General features: G+C 72.0%; 20 protein-coding genes. 15 read left to right on the top strand and 5 right to left on the bottom strand.

Annotated elements, in window-relative coordinates; translation table 11 throughout:
* Positions 1-164 precede the first annotated feature (164 nt).
* The 5 genes from ASF65_RS03710 (at position 165) to ASF65_RS03690 (ending at position 5176) form a co-directional block, all read left to right on the top strand.
* On the top strand, positions 165-986 hold the full coding sequence (locus tag ASF65_RS03710) for a (Fe-S)-binding protein (protein WP_055885357.1): 822 nt from the start codon (positions 165-167) through the stop codon (positions 984-986).
* Positions 983-2428, top strand: coding sequence for a LutB/LldF family L-lactate oxidation iron-sulfur protein (locus ASF65_RS03705; protein WP_055885355.1), 1446 nt, complete (start codon positions 983-985; stop codon positions 2426-2428). Before ASF65_RS03710 ends, ASF65_RS03705 begins: the two co-directional genes overlap by 4 nt.
* Positions 2425-3066, top strand: a complete 642-nt coding sequence (locus tag ASF65_RS03700) for an LUD domain-containing protein (RefSeq protein ID WP_055885353.1) — start codon at positions 2425-2427, stop codon at positions 3064-3066. The genes ASF65_RS03705 and ASF65_RS03700 overlap by 4 nt, the downstream gene beginning before the upstream one ends.
* 119 nt (positions 3067-3185) lie before the next feature.
* Positions 3186-4580, top strand: a complete 1395-nt coding sequence (locus ASF65_RS03695) for an anthranilate synthase component I family protein (protein ID WP_055885351.1) — start codon at positions 3186-3188, stop codon at positions 4578-4580.
* A complete protein-coding gene (locus ASF65_RS03690; protein ID WP_055885349.1) occupies positions 4577-5176 on the top strand; it encodes an aminodeoxychorismate/anthranilate synthase component II in 600 nt (199 codons plus the stop codon). Before ASF65_RS03695 ends, ASF65_RS03690 begins: the two co-directional genes overlap by 4 nt.
* Here ASF65_RS03690 and ASF65_RS03685 read toward each other — a convergent pair.
* Complete coding sequence (locus ASF65_RS03685) at positions 5161-5400, bottom strand: hypothetical protein (RefSeq protein WP_055885346.1); 240 nt, start codon at positions 5398-5400, stop codon at positions 5161-5163. The genes ASF65_RS03690 and ASF65_RS03685 overlap by 16 nt on opposite strands.
* A gap of 152 nt (positions 5401-5552) precedes the next feature.
* Here ASF65_RS03685 and ASF65_RS03680 point away from each other — a divergent pair, with 152 nt between their 5' ends.
* Complete coding sequence (locus tag ASF65_RS03680) at positions 5553-5750, top strand: hypothetical protein (protein ID WP_055885343.1); 198 nt, start codon at positions 5553-5555, stop codon at positions 5748-5750.
* A 31-nt stretch (positions 5751-5781) separates the two neighbouring features.
* A complete protein-coding gene (locus ASF65_RS03675) occupies positions 5782-6039 on the top strand; it encodes a hypothetical protein (protein WP_055885341.1) in 258 nt (85 codons plus the stop codon).
* 41 nt (positions 6040-6080) lie between these two features.
* Here ASF65_RS03675 and ASF65_RS03670 read toward each other — a convergent pair whose 3' ends face one another.
* Complete coding sequence (locus tag ASF65_RS03670) at positions 6081-6860, bottom strand: Fe-S cluster assembly protein HesB (RefSeq protein WP_055885338.1); 780 nt, start codon at positions 6858-6860, stop codon at positions 6081-6083.
* A 66-nt stretch (positions 6861-6926) separates the two neighbouring features.
* Positions 6927-7808 carry a LysR family transcriptional regulator gene (locus ASF65_RS03665; RefSeq protein WP_055885335.1) on the bottom strand — a complete coding sequence of 294 codons (882 nt, stop codon included), beginning with the start codon at positions 7806-7808 and terminating at the stop codon, positions 6927-6929.
* Between the two features lie 122 nt (positions 7809-7930).
* Here ASF65_RS03665 and ASF65_RS03660 point away from each other — a divergent pair, with 122 nt between their 5' ends.
* The 5 genes from ASF65_RS03660 (at position 7931) to ASF65_RS03640 (ending at position 13931) form a co-directional block, all read left to right on the top strand.
* The gene (locus ASF65_RS03660; protein ID WP_055885333.1) at positions 7931-8872 is read left to right on the top strand and encodes a ring-cleaving dioxygenase; all 942 of its coding nucleotides are present in this window, start codon (positions 7931-7933) and stop codon (positions 8870-8872) included.
* A gap of 57 nt (positions 8873-8929) precedes the next feature.
* Positions 8930-9553: an alpha/beta hydrolase gene (locus tag ASF65_RS03655; RefSeq protein WP_055885331.1), complete on the top strand. Its 624-nt coding sequence runs from the start codon at positions 8930-8932 to the stop codon at positions 9551-9553.
* A 70-nt stretch (positions 9554-9623) separates the two neighbouring features.
* Complete coding sequence (locus ASF65_RS03650; protein ID WP_055885329.1) at positions 9624-10349, top strand: ABC transporter ATP-binding protein; 726 nt, start codon at positions 9624-9626, stop codon at positions 10347-10349.
* Complete coding sequence (locus ASF65_RS03645; protein ID WP_055885327.1) at positions 10342-12867, top strand: FtsX-like permease family protein; 2526 nt, start codon at positions 10342-10344, stop codon at positions 12865-12867. Before ASF65_RS03650 ends, ASF65_RS03645 begins: the two co-directional genes overlap by 8 nt.
* Positions 12867-13931, top strand: a complete 1065-nt coding sequence (locus ASF65_RS03640; protein ID WP_082505147.1) for a lipocalin-like domain-containing protein — start codon at positions 12867-12869, stop codon at positions 13929-13931. The genes ASF65_RS03645 and ASF65_RS03640 overlap by 1 nt, the downstream gene beginning before the upstream one ends.
* A gap of 96 nt (positions 13932-14027) precedes the next feature.
* Here the strand turns inward: ASF65_RS03640 and ASF65_RS03635 are convergent, their stop codons facing one another.
* Together ASF65_RS03635 and ASF65_RS03630 are read right to left on the bottom strand one after the other, a co-directional pair.
* Entirely contained in the window at positions 14028-14669 is a 642-nt protein-coding gene (locus ASF65_RS03635; RefSeq protein WP_055885323.1) for a 3-oxoacid CoA-transferase subunit B, read from the bottom strand.
* The gene (locus tag ASF65_RS03630; RefSeq protein WP_055885320.1) at positions 14669-15406 is read right to left on the bottom strand and encodes a CoA transferase subunit A; all 738 of its coding nucleotides are present in this window, start codon (positions 15404-15406) and stop codon (positions 14669-14671) included. The genes ASF65_RS03635 and ASF65_RS03630 overlap by 1 nt, the downstream gene beginning before the upstream one ends.
* 95 nt (positions 15407-15501) lie before the next feature.
* Here ASF65_RS03630 and ASF65_RS03625 point away from each other — a divergent pair, with 95 nt between their 5' ends.
* From ASF65_RS03625 to ASF65_RS03615, 3 genes are all read left to right on the top strand, one after another.
* Positions 15502-16074, top strand: a complete 573-nt coding sequence (locus ASF65_RS03625) for a LuxR C-terminal-related transcriptional regulator (RefSeq protein WP_055885317.1) — start codon at positions 15502-15504, stop codon at positions 16072-16074.
* A 138-nt stretch (positions 16075-16212) separates the two neighbouring features.
* Complete coding sequence (locus ASF65_RS03620) at positions 16213-16839, top strand: ribonuclease D (protein WP_055885314.1); 627 nt, start codon at positions 16213-16215, stop codon at positions 16837-16839.
* A gap of 205 nt (positions 16840-17044) precedes the next feature.
* Positions 17045-17386 (top strand): ATPase inhibitor subunit zeta, encoded by a 342-nt coding sequence (locus tag ASF65_RS03615; RefSeq protein WP_055885311.1) that lies wholly within the window; start codon positions 17045-17047, stop codon positions 17384-17386.
* Position 17387 lies beyond the last annotated feature (1 nt).

The raw sequence follows: 17387 nt of genomic DNA, 5'->3' as shown, positions 1-17387 counted from the left end.
TTGAGGAAAAGTTAAGCATGGGTTGCGCCGATCACCAAGCGAAAGTCTCGTGACAGCCGGAGGCATCCCCACCCATGGTGTACGGCGGGCGCCGGAAGCGGCTTGCAACGCCGCACGGCCGGCCCCACAACCGAAGCGGACCGCTGGGGAGACTGGCCGAGGACATGACCGCGCAGACCCAACCGACGCCGGGGCGCCTGCCTGCCGGCGAAGCGCCGCGCGTCGCGCTTTTCGTGACCTGCCTCGTCAACGTGATGCGCCCAGCCGTCGCAGAGGCGACGCGCGAGCTGCTGCTCGCGGCCGGCGCCCGTGTCGAGGTGCCCCTCGACCAGACCTGCTGCGGCCAGCCCGCCTTCAACTCCGGCGACGAGGCGGACGGCCGGGCGATGGCCCGCCGCCAGATCGAGACACTGGACGGCTACGACTATGTCGTCGCCCCGTCCGGCTCCTGCATCGGCACGATCCGCCACACATACCCCGAGACCTTCGCGGGCGATGCGGTCTGGGGCCCGCGCGCCGAGCGGCTGGCCGCGCGCGCCTTCGAGATCACGAGCTTCCTCGTCGACGTCCTCGGCTTCGACCCCGAGCCGGCGCCCCGCGCCGACGCCCGCGCGACCTATCACGACACCTGCTCGGGCCTGCGCGAGCTCGGCGTCCACGACCAGCCGCGCCGGCTTCTCGGGAGTGTTCCGGGGCTGGAGATGGTGCCGCTGCCCGATGCCAACGTGTGCTGCGGCTTCGGCGGCACGTTCTGCGTGAAGTATCCGGCGATCTCCAACGCCGTGGTCGACGAGAAGGCGCGCGCGATCGAGGGCACCGGGGCCGACATCCTCCTTGGCGGCGATCTCGGCTGCCTCATGAACATGGCCGGGCGGCTCGGACGGCGCGGCTCGCGCGTTCGGGCCTTCCACACGGTGGAGGCGCTGACCGGGCGGCTCTCAACGCCGGCGATCGGCGAGGCGCCCGGCCGGGAGACGAAGCGATGAGCGCCACCAGCCAGCGGGCCGAGCTCGACTTCCACGCCCGCACCCGCGAGGCGCTCGCCGACGACTGGCTGAAGGTCGCGATCGACCGGACCACGGGCACCGCCCGCACCAAGCGCGCAGCGATCGTCGGCCAGTGGCCGGACTTCGCGGTGGCGCGCGAGCGCGGCCGCCAGATCAAGGACCATGTCGTCGCCAACCTCGGGCACTACCTCGCCGAGTTCGAGCGCAACGCCGCGGCGAACGGGGCGGTCGTGCATTACGCCGCGACCTCGGACGAGGCCTGCCGCATCGTCGTCGACCTCTGCCGCAAAGCGGGCGCGAGAAGCGCGACGCGCTCGAAATCGATGCTCGGCGAGGAGATCGGCCTGCCCCACGCGCTGGAGGCGGCCGGCATCGAGCGGGTGGAGACGGATCTCGCCGAACACATCGTCCAACTCGCGGGCGAGCGGCCGAGCCACATCATCTGGCCGGCCATGCACAAGACGCGCGAGCAGATCTCCGAACTCTTCAAGGCGTCCCACGCCGAGCCGCACCGCGAGGAAACGCCGGAAGCCATGGCCGCCTCCGCCAGGCGGCATCTGCGCCGGCGCTTCCTGACCGCCGAGGTCGGCATCTCCGGCGCCAATTTCCTCGTCGCCGACACGGGCTCGGTCTGCACCGTGACCAACGAGGGCAACGCGGAGATGACGACGACGCCGCCGCGCGTCCACATCGTGACGGCCGGCATCGAGAAGCTGGTGCCCTCGATGGGCCACGCGGCGATGATGCTGCGGCTTCTCGTGCGCTCGGCGACCGGGGCGGCGCTGACGCAGTACACGACCTTCCACACCGGGCCGAAGCGGGCAGGCGACCTCGACGGGCCGGAGGAGATGCACATCGTCCTCGTCGACAACGGGCGCACCGCGATGCTCGCCGACCATGCGCTGCGCGACATGCTCCGCTGCATCCGCTGCGGCGCCTGCATGAACCATTGCCCGGTGTTCAACCAGATCGGCGGCCATGCCTATGGCGGCACCTATCCCGGCCCCATGGGCGCGGTGCTCACCCCGGTCTTCGACGGACTGACGGAGAAGACCCGCGATCTCGCCCACGCCTGCACCCTGAACGGGCGCTGCCGCGAGGTCTGTCCGGTCGACATTCCGCTGCCGACCCTCATCAAGGGCTGGCGCGAGCGGAGCTGGCGCGAGGGGCTGGAGCCGCGCTCGATGCGCTACGGCTTGAGCCTCTTCACCCTCGCAGCCACCCGTCCGCGCCTCTATCGCCTCGGCACGGCGATGGCCGGTCGGGTGCTGCGCTTCATGGGCGGCCGGCGCGGCGTGATCGCGAGGCTTCCCGGTCTTGCCGGCGCCTGGACGCTCCACCGCGACATGCCGGCGCCGCCGCCGGGGCCGACCTTCCTGGAGCGGGAGGCCGCGCGGCAGAAGCGCGAGAGAGACGCATGAGCGCGCGCGAGGCGATCTTTTCCGCGATCGGCCGCGCCCTCGGCCAGCCGGCGGACCCCGCCGCCATCCGGGCCGAGGCGGATGCGCTGCTTGCCGAGCCGGAGCGCGTGCGCCCGCGCCTGCCCGAGGGCGATCTCGTCACCTTGTTCGAGGCGGCCGTGAAGCGCCTGCCGCCCGGCGCATCCTCGGAGCGCCTCGGGAGCCTCGGCGAGGTGCCGGCCGCCTGCGCGCGGCGCCTGGCCGCGCTCGGCCTTGCGCCCGCGCTGAAGATCCAGCCGCGGCCCGATCTCGAGGGCCTCGACTGGCCGGCGGCCGGCCTTGCCGCCTCCGCCGAGGTCGACGACCGCGTGTCCGTGTCGATGGCGGAGCGGGGGATCGCCGAGACGGCGAGCCTCGTCCTGCGCTCCGGGCCGGAGATGGCGATTCTTGATGCCTTCCTGCCGCTGCACCACATCGCGGTGCTGCGGGTGCGCGACATCGTCGCCTATCTCGAGGATGCGGTGGCCGGGGCGGATCTCGCCCGCTCGCGCAACCTCGTCGTCGTCACCGGCCCGAGCGGCACCACCGACATCGAGGGGAGCCTCGTGATCGGCGTCCACGGGCCGGCGACGCTGCACATCCTCCTGGTCGAGGGCTGAGGACCGGCGACGACCAAACCCGGTCGCCGGCGGGTCGGCATGGCGTCTCTCGTCCGGCACCGGCTGAGGCGAACTTCGCCATACCGGTTTGCCGGGCGATGCTGTAGGAGCCTCGCTCCATGTGGCAGCGGACGATCGACATCCCCTCTCCCGCCGAGGCGGCAGCGCGGCTGCGCGGGCTCGGCGGTCTCGCATGGCTGGATTCCGCCCGCCCGCATCCGCAGAACGGTCGCTGGTCGATCCTGGCCGCCGCGCCCTTCGCCCGCTTCGAGGCCGATCTGTCCGGCGCCCGGCTCGACGGCGCACCCTTCGGCCTACCGCCGTTCGAGGCGCTCGACGCGCTGCTCCGGCGCTATCGGAGCGAGCGGGAGACCGACGCCACGCCCTTTGCCGGGGGGCTCGTCGGCACGATCGACTTCGAGGCCGGCCACCTCCTCGAGACCCTCCACCGGCCGGCGGGCTTCGATCCGCAGCGCCCGTTTCTCGGCTTCGGCCTCTACGACACCGCCCTCGTCATCGACCACGAGGACGGCACCGCCCGCCTCGTCTCCGCCGGCTTCTCGCCGACGCTCGACGTGGCGGCCCCCCTTGCCGCGCGGCAGCGGCGGGCCGGGGAACGGCTCGACCTTTTCGAAGCTGCGCTGGCGGGGCCCACGCCCGCCCCCGGCGCCCTGCCCGCGACCTCGCCCGACTGGCGTTCGAGCCGCGACGCTGCCGCCTATGCCGCCGACGTCGAGCGCGTGAAGGCGCTGATCCTCGACGGCGAGGTCTATCAGGCCAACCTGTCGCGCCGGCTCCGGGCCGCGCTGCCCGCAGGTTTCGACCCGTTCGCCCTGTATCTGCGGCTGCGCGCCGTGAACCCCGCGCCCTACGCCGCCTTCATCGAGGAGCCGCACCGCACGGTCGCCTCCGCCTCGCCCGAGCTCTTCCTACGCCTACGCGAGGGCCATGTGGAGACGCGTCCGATCAAGGGCACGATCCGGCGCGCGCCGGACGAAGCGGCGGATCGGGCCGCCGCCGAGGCCCTTCTCGCCTCGCCGAAGGACCGGGCCGAGAACGTCATGATCGTCGATCTCCTGCGCAACGACCTGTCGCGCGTGTGCGAGCCGGATTCGGTCGACGTGCCCGAGCTTTGCGCGCTGGAGTCCTATGCCGGGCTGCACCACCTCGTGTCGGCCGTCACCGGGCGTCTCCGGCCGGGCCTCGGCGTCGGGGCCCTGATCGCCGCAACTTTTCCCGGCGGCTCGATCACCGGCGCGCCGAAGATCCGCGCGACCGACATCGTGGCCGCCATCGAAGGCGCGCCGCGCGGGCTCTATTGCGGCTCGGTCGCCGCGCTCTCGTTCTGCGGCGCGGCGGACCTGTCGATCGCCATCCGCACGCTGGAGTTCGAACGGGGCGCGGTGTCGTTCGGCACCGGCGGCGGCGTGACGATCCTGTCCGACGGGCCGGCGGAATGGGCGGAGACCGAGACCAAGGCGGCGCGCATCCTCGAAGCGTTCGAGGCCCCATGATCCTCGTCCTCGACAACTACGACAGCTTCACCCACAACCTCGCGCGCTATCTCGAGCGGCACGGCGCGGCGGTCTCGGTCGTGCGCAGCGACCGGATCGATCTCGCCGGTATCCGCGCGCTGGCGCCGCACGCACTTGTCCTCTCGCCCGGCCCCTGCGGCCCGGCCGAAGCGGGCGTCTGTCTAGAGGCGGTCGGCGCCCTGTCGGGCCAGCTGCCGATTCTCGGCGTCTGCCTGGGCCATCAGGTCATCGGCCTCCGGTTCGGCGGGCGCGTCGAGCGTGCCGAGGAGCCGATGCACGGGCGCGCCTCGCCGCTGGAGCATGACGGCGAGGACCTGTTCGAGGGTCTCGCCCGGCCGTTCGAGGCCGGGCGCTACCATTCGCTGATCGTGCGCGAAACGGACGAGATGGCGGCGCATCTGAGGATCACCGCCCGCTCGCCCGCCGGTGAGATCATGGCGCTGTCGCACCGCGTCCATCCGACCTTCGGGATCCAGTTCCATCCCGAGTCCGTGCTGACGCCGGATGGCGACCGGCTTCTCCATCGGTTTCTCGATCGTGCCAGCGCCTGGTGGCGGGATCAGGCCGGCAACTGACGCCCGAGGCGACGGCCGGACGCCGTGAGGCGGAACCAGCACGTGTCGCGCCATCCGATCGCGACCGACACGAGCCCCAGCGCGTGAAGCTCGAGGCAGCGGCGCAGCTCGTCGGTGGCCAGATCCCCGGTGTGGAGGCCGACGCTGTCGCGCGCCGGGCCGTCGTCGAGCCGACGCAGCATCTCGCCCTGACCCTCGTTGATCTCGCTCAGGCGTATCCTCATGGCGGCCTCCTGCCGGCGGTTGGGTGGGTGCCGGCACGCCAGCGTTCCCCGCGAGCCTTGCGCGAACGTGTGGCTGCATTGCGAACGCGCCGGGAACCCCGGCGGGCCCGCCAGCGTCATCTTTCCGAACAGGCCAGCGGAGGACAGGCAGCATGAACGGAGAGACGCACGGTTCGGCCGCGCAGCCCGGTCGCGGCAAGCCCGAGACCAGTCAGGTTACAAAGGACAAGGCCAAGATGCCCGGCGCCGGCCCCCACGCCAAGCCGGAACTCACCAATCCCGACGCGACACCGGGCGCGGGCAGCCTGCCCGACGACGGCGAGACCGGCGACGACGCCGGTGCCGGCTGACCCCGCACCATTTCCCCGGAAAGGACGACCCATGCCGACGCAGAAGAACGACGCCGACCGCCCCAACCCGATCCTGCCCGAGCCGATCGGCGAGGATGGGCTCGTCCAGACGGACGACAAGGCGCGGCCCGAGGGCACGCCGCCCCTGCCGCCGATCGCCGAGGACAAGCGCACCCCCGGCGACCAGGAACGGCCGATGACGGAGGAGGAGGAACTCGACGAGGCGCTCGACGACACGTTCCCGGCCTCCGACCCGATCGCTCCCAGCCGGATCGACGGGCCGCTCTGACCGATCGACGACCGCCGGACCCGCGCGACCGGGTCCGGCGGTCAATCCACCTGGAAGGCACTCGGGCAGATGTCGGCGAGCGTGCAGCGGCCGCAGGCCGGCCGCCGGTGGTGGCAGACCTTCTGCCCGTGCAGCATCAGCACCTCGTGGTTGTCGTAGAGGTCCTGCGCGCTCCAGTCGCCGGGCAGTTGCGCCCGTAGAACCGGATGGGACGGGCCGACCGCGACCTCCGCGCCGATCAGGCCGAGCCGGATCGCCACGCGGTGGTGATGGCTGTCCACCGGCAGCGCGGGCATGCGCAGCGTCGAGAAGGAGAGGACCGCGGCGCTGGTCTTCGGCCCGATGCCCGGCAGTTCCTCCAGCCATGCCCGAGCTGCCTCGGGCGCCATCTCGGCGAGAAAGCCGAGATCGAGGTTGCCCGTCCGCTCGCGCACGCCGGCCAGGATCGCCTGGATGCGAGGTGCCTTGAGCTCGGGCCAGCGCACCCCGTGGATCAGTGCCTCCACCTCCTCGGTCGGTGCGGCGATCACGTCGGCCCAGTCGGGAAACCGCTGCCGCAGCGCCTTGAAGGCGCGCCCCGAGTCGGCATTTCGCGTCCGGTGCGACAGGAGCGAGGACACGAGTTCGCTCAAGGGATCGAGGTCGTGGAAGTAGCCGATCGGGCAGCCGTAGACGGCGCAAAGCCGGTCGTGGACGAGGCGCGCCTTGGCGACGAGTTCGGTCGAGGCCTCCCCCGCCGGGGCGGAGGATGCACGTCGTGGCGAGCGGCGCTTCTGCGGCGCGCCGGAGTTCGGGGTCGGGACGGTGGATTTCTGTTCCATTCGAATCGAATCCACCGCGATTCCGGGAGGTTCCCGGATTCCGCCCCTGCGGCGATCGGCGCTTCGTTAGCCGGGCTGTGGCCGCTCGCCTTCGAGAAGCGGGCGCTCGGCCGCGACCCGCTCGGCGAGGTAGTCCATCAGCGCGCGCACGCGCGGCACGTGGCGAAGGTCGGCATGGGTCAGGAGCCAGAGGTCGGTCGCGAAGCGCTCGTCCGGGTCCCCGAGCCGGCGCAGCGAGGCGCGCGCGTCGCCGACGAAACAGGGCAGGTAGCCGCGGCCGAGCCCCGCCTCGACCGCCTCGGCCAGCCCCAGCACCGTGTTGACGCGGTAGCCGATCCGCTCTGGGGGAATCGTCGCCGCGACATGCCGCACGACGGCCATGCCGCCCATCGCGTCGCCGAGCGATACGAAATCCTCCATCTCCCCCGCTCGCCCCTCGTAGAGCGCCCAGGCGATGCGGGCGCTCTTGCGGCCGACCAGCGTGTCGGGCGGCCGGTCGGTGGCGCGGATCGCGACGTCCGCGTCTCGTTTCGACAGATTCAGCGCCGGATTGCCGAGCACCACGTCGAGCCGCACCGCCGGGCAATGCCGCCGGAAGCCGGCGAACAGCGGCGTCAGGAAATGGACGAGCAGCGAATCGTTGGTGGTGACCCGCACTTCGCCGGACGGCAGCGGCTCGCGGCCCGCGAAGCGGAGCGCGGCGGCGTCCACCGCCTCGGCCACGGTGCGCGCGACCGCCGCGATCTCCTCGCCGGCGCTTGTCGGCACGAGCCGCGCGCTGCCGCGCTCGAACAGCGCGCAGCCCATCGCGGCCTCGATCTGGCGCAGCCGCCGGAACACCGTGGAATGGGCGACATGGAGCCGGTCGGCCGCGGCCGGCAGCGTGCCCGTCTCGGCCACCGCGCCGACGAGCCGCAGGTCGTCCCATGCCAGTCGATCGAGATCCATGCCTCCTGCCCTCTCTAAAGCTGCAAGCGCAGCATTGCACAGATGCAATCAGGCTGCACCTGACGCAGAGCCGTCATTGCGATTATGTTGGGTCCACGCAACGCGATCCAGGGAGATCCGACATGAGCCACGGCATCCACCACGTCACCGCCATCGCCGGTCCCGCCGCGCGCAACGTGCGGTTCTACACCGACACGCTCGGGCTTCGCCTCGTGAAGCGGACCGTCAATTTCGACGATCCCGGCACATGGCACCTCTACTACGGCGACGAGGCCGGCAGCCCCGGCACGATCCTGACCTTCTTCCCCTGGGAGCACGCGGCGCCCGGCCGGCTCGGCGTTGGCGAGACGCAGGAGACCGTGTTCCGCGTGCCGGAGGGCTCGATCGGCTTCTGGACGCACCGCTTCATCGAGCGCGGCGTCGCCTTCGACCCGCCGGTCAAGCGCTTCGGCGAGACGGCGCTCGCCTTCCGCGATCCGGACGGCATGCACCTGGCGCTGGTCGCGGTGCCCGGCGCCGAGACCGAGCCGGGCTGGACCGCGGGCGGCATCTCGCCGGAGGTCGCGATCCGCGGTTTCCATTCGGTGAGCCTGCTGCTTGAGGAAAAGGCGCCGACCGGCGCGGTGCTGACCGACGTCCTCGGCTTCCGGGAACTCGGCTCGGAGGGTTCGACCACGCGCTTCCAGGTGGACGGCGTTTCGGTCGGCGGCATCGTCGACATCCGGGCCGTCGGCGGCTTCCTGAAGCCCCGGCCGGGGGCCGGCTCCGTCCATCACGTCGCCTTCCGGGCGGAGGACGATGCGGCGGAGGCGGCGATGGCGAAGCGCCTCGTCGAGAACCACAGGATCGGGGTCACCGAGCAGCGGGACCGCAACTACTTCCGCTCGGTCTATTTTCGCGAGCCGGGTCATGTCCTGTTCGAGATCGCGACCGACGCGCCGGGCTTTGCCGTGGACGAGCCGGCCGCGACGCTCGGGCAGACCCTGAAGCTGCCGGCGGGGCTCGAGTCCCACCGCGCCCGCATCGAGAGCGTGCTGCCCGATCTCGGCACCGAGGCGGCCTGACGAAACCTGAAGCGGGGCGGCCGAGAGCTGCCCCGCCCCTTCCCGCTGGAGGACGCCATGAGCGAGACGACCCTGTCGCATATCCATCGCTTCGTGCCCGCGGACGACGGGTCCGGGACGCCGCTCCTGCTCCTGCACGGGACCGGCGGCAATGAGAGCGATCTTCTCGGCCTCGGCGCGGCGCTGAGCCCCGGCGCCGCGCTCCTGTCGCCGCGCGGCCGGGTGCTGGAGAACGGCATGCCGCGCTTCTTCCGGCGCTTGGCCGAGGGCGTCTTTGACGAAGCGGACGTCGTCGCGCGCGCCCACGAGCTCGCCGCGTTCGTGGCGGAGGCGCGCGCGGCCTATGGTCTTTCCGCCCCGATTGCGGTCGGCTTCTCCAACGGCGCCAACATCGCGGCCGCGCTCCTGATGCTGGCGCCCGATGCGCTGGCCGGGGCCGCGCTGATCCGACCGATGGTGCCGCTGGCCCGGCCGCCCGCCTTCGCGCTTCAAGGAACGCCCGTCCTGATGCTGTCGGGCGCGATGGACCCGATCGTGCCCGCCGCCAACGCCGAGCGCCTGGCCGCGATGCTGGGCGAGGGCGGCGCCAGGGTGCGGCACGAGGTCCTTCCCGTCGGCCACGGCCTGTCGCAGATGGACCTCGCGCTCGCGCGCGACTGGCTGCGACAGGTCGACGCCTGACCACCCTGCGGCGTCCGGCGACAGGCCCCGCGCCTGGATCGCCGGGCGCCGCGCCCCAGTTTCCGGCGCGATGCCGAACGATCTCGCCCCGCTCCCGATCCGCGACGCCGCCACACGCGCGACCGACGCCCGCCTCGTCGTGCGCGGCCTCGCCAAGACCGTGCCGGGGGGCCGCGAGCTGTTTTCCGGGCTCGATCTTGCGGTTGCCGGCGGCGAGCTCGTCGCGATCGTCGGCGAATCGGGCACCGGCAAGTCGACGCTCCTCAACATCCTCGCCGGCCTCGACGAGGCGGACAACGGCGTCGTCGAGGTCGGCGGCACCGCGCTCGGGCCCCTCGACGAGACGGCGCGCACGACGCTTCGCCGCGAGCGCATCGGCTTCGTCTTCCAGGCCTTCCACATCCTGCCCTACCTGACGCTCGGCCAGAACGTCGCCCTGCCGCTGGCGCTCGTCTCCCCCGATGCGGCGCGGGCGACGTCGGAAGCCGAGCGGCTTCTCCACGCCGTCGGTCTCGGCGGGCGGGCGGGCGACTATGCGCGCGACCTGTCGGGCGGCGAGTTGCAGCGCGTCGCCATCGCGCGCGCGCTCGTCCACCGGCCGGCCCTGATCCTCGCCGACGAGCCGACCGGCAATCTCGACCCCGACACCGCCGCGCGGGTCCTCGAACTCTTCGCCTCGGCGGTGCGCGAAGGGGGTGCGGCGGCCGTGATCGTCACCCATTCGCCCGCGACCGCCGCGGTCGCCGACCGCGTCCTGACCTTGACCGCGACAGGCCTGAAGGCTTCCGATGACTGACGCCGGCCTCGGCCAGGCCCGCCTTGCCCTTCGCTGGCTGATCGTCGGCGAGGGGCGCGCGCACCCTGCGCGCTTCCTCCTGACCGCGCTTGCGATCGCCGTCGGCGTCGCACTCGGCTTTGCCGTCCATCTCGTGAACGGCTCGGCGCTCGCCTCCTTCGAGGGCGCGGTGCGCTCGGTCAACGGGGCGGCGGATCTCCAGGTGCGGGCGGCGAGCCCCCTTGGCTTCGACGAGGCGGCCTATGGGCCGATTGCGCTGACCGGCGGCGTCGAGGATGCGAGCCCCGTGGTCGCGCTCGACGCGCGGGCGGGCGGCGCCGCATTCACGCTTCTCGGCCTCGACGTCCTGCGTGCCGCCCGTGTCACGCCGACGCTGATCGGGTTGAACGCGCAAGGCGTCGACCAGAACCGCGCCGAGGTCTTTTCGCCCGACGCCCTGTTCCTGTCGCGCGCGGCGCTCGCCGCCACCGGCGCCGGGATCGGGGACACGATCGAGGTCTCGGCCAACGGGCGCACCGTGCCGCTGCGCATCGCGGGAACGCTGGACGCGGCGGGCGACACGGAGCGGCTCGGAACGATCGATATCGCGGCGGCGCAATGGCGCTTCGACCGGCTGGGGCGCCTCGACCGCATCGACCTGTCGGTCGCCGACCGGGCGGCCGCGGAAGCCGCCCTCCCCGCCCTCCTGCCGGCCAACGCCAGCCTCGGCACGGACGAGACGGAGGCGCGCCAGGGCTCGGCCCTCAGCCGCGCCTACCGCGTCAACCTCGACATGCTGGCGCTCGTCGCGCTCCTGACCGGCGGCTTTCTGGTCTTCTCGGCGCAGGCGCTCTCGGTCGCCCGCCGTCTGCGCACCTTCGCACTCCTGCGCACGCTCGGCCTGCCGCGCGGCGGCGTCGTCGCCGCGGTCACGCTGGAAGGTCTGGTGATCGGGATCGTCGGCGCGGGTCTCGGCCTCCTCCTCGGCTATGGGCTCGCGACGCTCGCGCTGCGGCTTCTCGGCGGCGATCTCGGCGCCGGCTATTTCGAAGGGGGCGCTGCGCGCGTCGTGTTCCAGCCGGTCGCCGCCGGCGTCTTCTTCGCGCTCGGCCTCCTCGCCGCGCTTCTCGGCAGCGCCCTGCCGGCGCGGGCCGCTTCGCGTGCGGCGCCCGCCGCCAGCCTCAAGAACGCCGGCGACCTCGTCGATCCGCGCTCCCGCGTGCCCATCATCCCCGCCGCAGCTCTCCTCGGCGCCGGCGTCCTTGCCAGCCTCGCGCCGCCGATCGCGAACCTGCCCATCCTCGGCTTTGCCGGCATGGCGCTGATGCTGGCGGGCGGCGTCGCGGGCGTGCCCTGGCTCGCTCGCCAGCTCCTGAAGCCGCTGGTGCGCCGGCCGCCCCGCGCCGTTCCCGCGCAGCTCGCCGTCCGCCATGTCCAGGGCAGCCCCGGCGAGGCGGCGACGGCGCTCTGCGGCATCGTCGCCTCGACAGCGCTCGTGATCGCCATGGCGACCATGGTCACGAGCTTCCGCACCGCCGTCGACGACTGGCTCGGCGACGTGCTCTCGGCCGACCTCTATCTTCGCGCGGGCGCCGGCAGCGGCTTCGATCCGCAGACGCAGGCGCGCCTTCTCGAGGTGCCGGGCGCGGGCACGATCCAGTTCAGCCGCCAGCTTCCGCTTTCGGTCGCGCCGGACCGCCCGCCGGTGGTGCTGATCGCCCGCGACATCCGCGACGGCGAGACGGGCGGGCTTCTGCGCTCCGTGGAGACGACGCAGGCGCCGGCGCCGGCCGGTAGCCTGCCGGTCTATGTCTCCGAGCCCGCCGCGCGGCTCTACGGCTGGCGTCCGGGCGCCACCATCGCGCTGCCGATCGGGCAGGACGCCCGCTTCTTCGTGGCCGGCATCTGGCGCGACTATGCGCGCCAGCAGGGCGCGGTGGCGATCGCGAGCGACGACTACACGCGGCTCACGGGCGACGCGACGCGCGACGAGGCGGCCGTGACGCTCGCACGCGGCGCGGACGGCGATGCCGTCGGCGGTGCGCTTCTCGCCGCCCTGCCATCGGGGAGCCCCGCCAACCTCGCGCGGCCCGCCGAGCTGCGCGCCTTTGCGCTCGACCTCTTCGACCGCTCCTTTACCGTCACCTACGTCCTGCAGGCGGTGGCGATGCTGGTCGGCCTGTCGGGCGTCGCGGCGACGATCTCGGCGCAGACGCTGGCGCGCACCCGCGAATTCGGCATGCTGCGCCATCTCGGCGTCTCGCGGCCGCAGATCCGCGCGATGCTGGGGCTGGAAGGGGCGCTTCTCGGCACCGTCGGCGCGGTGGCGGGAACCGTTCTCGGCCTCGCGCTGGCCCAAGTTCTGATCCACGTCATCAACCCGCAGAGCTTCAACTGGACCATGGGCACGCGCGTGCCGTGGGGGACGCTGGCACTCGTCGCCGCCGTGCTGGTCGCCGCCGCGGCGCTGACGGCCGTGCTCGCGGGCCGCCGCGCGACGGCGCAAGGGGCGGTGCAGGCCGTTCGGGAGGATTGGTGATGCGCGTGGCTCTGGCTCTTCTCCTGTCGCTCGCCGTCCTCGTCCTGACGGCGCGGGCGCAGGAGTATCCGGTGGTGCGCCCCGGCGTGCCGCTCGCCTTTCCCGCCGACCATGGCGCTCACCCTCAGTTCCGCACCGAGTGGTGGTACGTCACCGGCTGGCTCCAGACCGAGGACGGCGCCGAGCTCGGCTTCCAGGTGACCTTCTTCCGCACCCGGCCGCGTATCGATCCGGCCAATCCCAGCCGCTTCGCGCCGGCCCAGGTCCTCTTCGCCCACGCCGCGTTTTCCGATCCCGCGGTCGGCAAGCTGCTGCACGGCGAGCGGTCCGCGCGCGAGGGCTTCGGCCTTGCCGGCGCGGCGACCGGGAACGCCGATGTCTCGATCCGCGACTGGCACATCCGGCGCGAGGCGGACGGTCGCTGGACGACCACCGTGCGCACGCCCGACTTTTCCTACGACCTCGCCTTCCGGCCGACGCAAGCCGAGTTCCTCCAGGGCGACGACGGCTACAGCCGCAAGGGCAGCCGCGAGGGGGAGGCGAGCTACTACTACTCGCTGCCGCATTTGGAGGTTTCGGGAACGCTGGCGCGCGCTGGGGGCGTCGAGCAGGTCACCGGCGAGGCCTGGCTCGACCGCGAATGGTCGTCCCAGTACCTCGCGCCGGAAGCCAGCGGCTGGGACTGGACCGGCCTGAACTTCGACGACGGCTCGGCGCTCGTCGCCTTCCGCATGCGCGGCCGCGAAGTGGACACGGTCTATGCCGGCGGCTCGTGGCGCCGCCCGGACGGCACGATCGTGCGCCTCGGGCCCGGCGACGTCCGCTTCGAGCCGGTGCGCCGCTGGCGCTCCGAGCGGACGGGCGCGACCTATCCGGTGGAGCAGGTGCTGGTGGTCCGCCTGCCCGAGGGCGAGCGACGCCTGCCCCTCCAGCCCCTCTTCGACGACCAGGAACTCGACGGGCGGGCCGGCGGCCTGCCCGTCTACTGGGAGGGGGCGGTGAGGACCGAGGGCGGCCGGGGCTACCTGGAACTCACCGGCTACACCACGCCGCTGTCGCTCTGAGAGCCTGTCGTGCTACGAGCCGGTGCGGCGAGCCGGAGGATGCTGTCCGGCTGGCGCGCCGGGCGCAGCCGATAGCAATTCCGTCGCGCCGCGCCCTTACAGCCTGACCTCGAAAGGCGCCGCCGTCTTCGCCCGGATCTCATCGAGCGTCACGCCGTCGGCAAGCTCGATCAGGGTCAGGCGCTCCGGCCCCTTGCGCTCCACCGTGAAGACGCCGAGATCGGTGATCACGAGGTCGGCGACGCGCGCGCCCGTCAGCGGCAGGGTGCATTCGGGCAGGAGCTTCGATTCGCCCTTGGCCTCGTGCTCCATCACCACGACGACGCGCTTGACGCCGGCGACGAGGTCCATCGCCCCGCCCATGCCCTTCACCATCTTGCCGGGGATCATCCAGTTGGCGAGATCGCCGTTCGCCGCCACCTGCATGGCGCCGAGGATGGACAGGTCGATATGCCCGCCCCGGATCATCGCGAAACTGTCGGCCGAGGAGAAGAAGCTCGTCATCGGCAGTTCGGTGATGGTCTGCTTGCCGGCGTTGATGAGGTCGGCGTCCTCCTCGCCCTCATAGGGGAAGGGACCCATGCCGAGCATGCCGTTCTCGGACTGGAGCACCACCTCGATCCCGTCGGGGATGTGGTTGGCCACCAGCGTCGGGATGCCGATGCCGAGATTGACGTAGAACCCGTCCTCGAGTTCGCGGGCGGCGCGGGCCGCCATCTGGTCGCGCGTCCAGGCCATCAGATCTCCTCCCCTGCGGCGGCGGGTGCGCCGGCCGTCTCGCGCTTTCGCACCGTGCGCTGCTCGATGTGCTTCTCCGGGTTCGGCACGTGGACGATCCGCTGCACGAAGATGCCGGGCGTGTGGATGTGGTCGGGGTCGATCGAGCCGACGGGCACCAGGTGCTCGACCTCGGCGACGGTCACGCGTGCCGCCGTCGCCATCATCGGATTGAAGTTGCGCGCGGTCTTTCGATAGACGAGGTTCCCCTGCGCGTCGCCCGTATGGGCGTGGATGATCGCGAGGTCCGCAAAGAGCCCGCGCTCCATGACGTAGGTTTCGCCGTCGAACTCGCGCACCTCCTTGCCTTCCGCGATCAGGGTGCCGACGCCGGTCTTGGTGAAGAAGGCCGGAATGCCGGCGCCGCCGGCCCGGATGCGCTCGGCGAGCGTGCCCTGGGGGTTGAATTCCAGCTCCAGTTCGCCCGACAGGTACTGCTGCGCGAAGAGCTTGTTCTCGCCGACATAGGACGAGATCATCTTGGCGATCTGGCGCGTGGCGAGAAGCCGCCCGAGGCCGATCCCGTCGACGCCCGCATTGTTGGAGATCACCGTCAGGCCTTTCACGCCCGACTGCTGCACCGCGTCGATCAGGGCCTCGGGAATGCCGCAGAGGCCGAAGCCGCCGGCCATGACCACCATGTCGTCGCGCAGGAGCCCGGCCAGGGCCTCCGTCGCCGTGGAATGAACTTTTCGCAACGCTCCGTGCCTCCCCGTCGCCGGCCCCGCCGGGCCTGTCTCATGGCCCAAGCTAGGGCTTGCCCTCCGGGCCGGGCGAGTCGTATTTCTACGGCATGTCCGCACGCGCCCCGCTCGACGACACCGCCTTGCGCTTTGCGCTCGCCGAGCTGCCCGTGCCCCTCGTCTTCGCCACCCACCGCATCATCCGCGACTGTAACGCCGAGTTCGCGGCGCTCTTCGGTTTCGAGCGGCGGGACCTGATCGACGCCAGCTTCTCGCGCCTCTACCCGGCGCTCGACGACTTCGTGCGCACCGGCGAGATGTGGCGCAGCCACCTGCCCGGCGGCCAGGTCTACCAGGACGAGCGCATCATGCGGGGCGCGATGGGCCGGCGCTTCTGGGCACGGGTCAACGGGCGCTCGCGCCGCGCGGCCGATCCGTTCGCCGAGGCGATCTACGCGTTCCAGCCGCTGAACCGGCCGGTCACCGGGGCGACGCTGCAACTGACCGGCCGCCAGCGCCAGATCCTCACATTGGTCGCGCAGGGGCGCACCAACGGCGAGATCGCGGGCGCGATCGGCCTGTCGCCGCGCACGATCGAGGCGCATCGCCTGCGCCTGTCGCGGGCCGTCGGCGTGCGCAACGGCGCCGAGCTCGTCGCCTGGTTCCTCGCCGAAGGCGGCTGACACGGAGCCGACGCGCGCGTTTTTGGTCTGCCGCCCGCAGCGCGGGGTTTGGCCGGGGCGCGAAATCCGCTATGCCCCGCGCACGAACCGCATCCACCCGACATACGCCCCGCCCGAAGGGGCCTGGAGACCGCAGCCATGACGATCCGCGTCCACAAGGGAGACCTTCCCGACCTTGCCCGCTACACCGGATCGGTCGCCATCGACACCGAGACGCTCGGCCTCGACACCCGGCGCGACCGTCTCTGCGTGGTGCAATTGTCGCCGGGCGACGGCACGGCCGACATCGTGCAGATCGCAAAGGGCCAGCGCGAGGCGCCGAACCTCTGCGCGCTTCTGGCCGACACGACCAAGCGCAAGATCTTCCACTACGCCCGCTTCGACATCGCCGCGCTCTACCACGCGTTCGGCGTGATGACGCAGCCGGTGTTCTGCACCAAGATCGCCTCGCGGCTGACGCGCACCTATACCGACCGGCACGGCCTCAAGGACCTGTCGAAGGAGCTGATCGGGGTCGACCTGTCGAAGCAGCAGCAGTCGTCGGACTGGGCGGCCGAGACGCTCACCCCCGCCCAGCTCGACTACGCCGCCTCGGACGTCCTCTACCTCCACGACCTGATGGGCGTGCTCCTGAAGCGCCTGGAGCGCGAGGATCGGCTGGAGATCGCCGAAGCCGCCTTCGCCTTCCTGCCGACGCGCGCCAGGCTCGACCTTCTCGGCTGGGACGAGGAGGACATCTTCTCGCACTCGGTGGCGCGGTCCTGATCGCGGCAGCGTGATCGAATCCTCGCGAGATCGTAAGCGCACAAGCCGGTTTCGCGGGGCCGCGTTAACGATCGCGCAACACTTTTCCCGGCCGTTCGATTCAATTGTCGCCTTGAGATTCGCGCTCCCTTGAGAGCCCGTCGCCTAGCCTCCTCCCTGTCGCCCGAGATGCCGGCGACGGGGATCAACGAGGGGAAGCGGACTCATGCAGGACATCGATCGTCTCCACGAACTGTCGGAAACCCGCCACGCGCTCGCCGAGCGCCGGTCCTTCTGCGACCGCGCGCGCGCCGACCGGCTGGTCGGCCTGTGGGCCGCCGGCCATCTCGGCCTGCGGGACGACGGTGCGGACGCCTATGCCGACGCCGTGGTGCGGGCAGGCGTCACGGTGCCGAGCGGGCGTGGCGGGTTCAACCGCATCGCCGCCGACCTCGCCGCCACGCCGGTCCATGTCGAGACGATCCGCTCGCGCTACGCCATCGCGATGGCAGACCTCGACCGTCCGTTCGGCGCGGCGACGATCCACGCCTACGCCCTCGGCGCCTGAG

The organism is Aureimonas sp. Leaf324 (genome assembly GCF_001423245.1).
GTDB lineage: Bacteria > Pseudomonadota > Alphaproteobacteria > Rhizobiales > Rhizobiaceae > Aureimonas.
This window is presented reverse-complemented; position numbering and strand designations above follow the sequence as displayed.

Excerpts from the sequence above, each read along its gene's own strand:
- ASF65_RS03710 (WP_055885357.1), top strand. The coding sequence starts at position 165 with ATGACCGCGCAGACCCAACCGACGCCGGGGCGCCTGCCTGCCGGCGAA.
- ASF65_RS03705 (WP_055885355.1), top strand. The coding sequence starts at position 983 with ATGAGCGCCACCAGCCAGCGGGCCGAGCTCGACTTCCACGCCCGCACC.
- ASF65_RS03700 (WP_055885353.1), top strand. The coding sequence starts at position 2,425 with ATGAGCGCGCGCGAGGCGATCTTTTCCGCGATCGGCCGCGCCCTCGGC.
- ASF65_RS03695 (WP_055885351.1), top strand. The coding sequence starts at position 3,186 with ATGTGGCAGCGGACGATCGACATCCCCTCTCCCGCCGAGGCGGCAGCG.
- ASF65_RS03690 (WP_055885349.1), top strand. The coding sequence starts at position 4,577 with ATGATCCTCGTCCTCGACAACTACGACAGCTTCACCCACAACCTCGCG.
- ASF65_RS03685 (WP_055885346.1), bottom strand. The coding sequence starts at position 5,400 with ATGAGGATACGCCTGAGCGAGATCAACGAGGGTCAGGGCGAGATGCTG.
- ASF65_RS03680 (WP_055885343.1), top strand. The coding sequence starts at position 5,553 with ATGAACGGAGAGACGCACGGTTCGGCCGCGCAGCCCGGTCGCGGCAAG.
- ASF65_RS03675 (WP_055885341.1), top strand. The coding sequence starts at position 5,782 with ATGCCGACGCAGAAGAACGACGCCGACCGCCCCAACCCGATCCTGCCC.
- ASF65_RS03670 (WP_055885338.1), bottom strand. The coding sequence starts at position 6,860 with ATGGAACAGAAATCCACCGTCCCGACCCCGAACTCCGGCGCGCCGCAG.
- ASF65_RS03665 (WP_055885335.1), bottom strand. The coding sequence starts at position 7,808 with ATGGATCTCGATCGACTGGCATGGGACGACCTGCGGCTCGTCGGCGCG.
- ASF65_RS03660 (WP_055885333.1), top strand. The coding sequence starts at position 7,931 with ATGAGCCACGGCATCCACCACGTCACCGCCATCGCCGGTCCCGCCGCG.
- ASF65_RS03655 (WP_055885331.1), top strand. The coding sequence starts at position 8,930 with ATGAGCGAGACGACCCTGTCGCATATCCATCGCTTCGTGCCCGCGGAC.
- ASF65_RS03650 (WP_055885329.1), top strand. The coding sequence starts at position 9,624 with ATGCCGAACGATCTCGCCCCGCTCCCGATCCGCGACGCCGCCACACGC.
- ASF65_RS03645 (WP_055885327.1), top strand. The coding sequence starts at position 10,342 with ATGACTGACGCCGGCCTCGGCCAGGCCCGCCTTGCCCTTCGCTGGCTG.
- ASF65_RS03640 (WP_082505147.1), top strand. The coding sequence starts at position 12,867 with ATGCGCGTGGCTCTGGCTCTTCTCCTGTCGCTCGCCGTCCTCGTCCTG.
- ASF65_RS03635 (WP_055885323.1), bottom strand. The coding sequence starts at position 14,669 with ATGGCCTGGACGCGCGACCAGATGGCGGCCCGCGCCGCCCGCGAACTC.
- ASF65_RS03625 (WP_055885317.1), top strand. The coding sequence starts at position 15,502 with ATGTCCGCACGCGCCCCGCTCGACGACACCGCCTTGCGCTTTGCGCTC.
- ASF65_RS03620 (WP_055885314.1), top strand. The coding sequence starts at position 16,213 with ATGACGATCCGCGTCCACAAGGGAGACCTTCCCGACCTTGCCCGCTAC.
- ASF65_RS03615 (WP_055885311.1), top strand. The coding sequence starts at position 17,045 with ATGCAGGACATCGATCGTCTCCACGAACTGTCGGAAACCCGCCACGCG.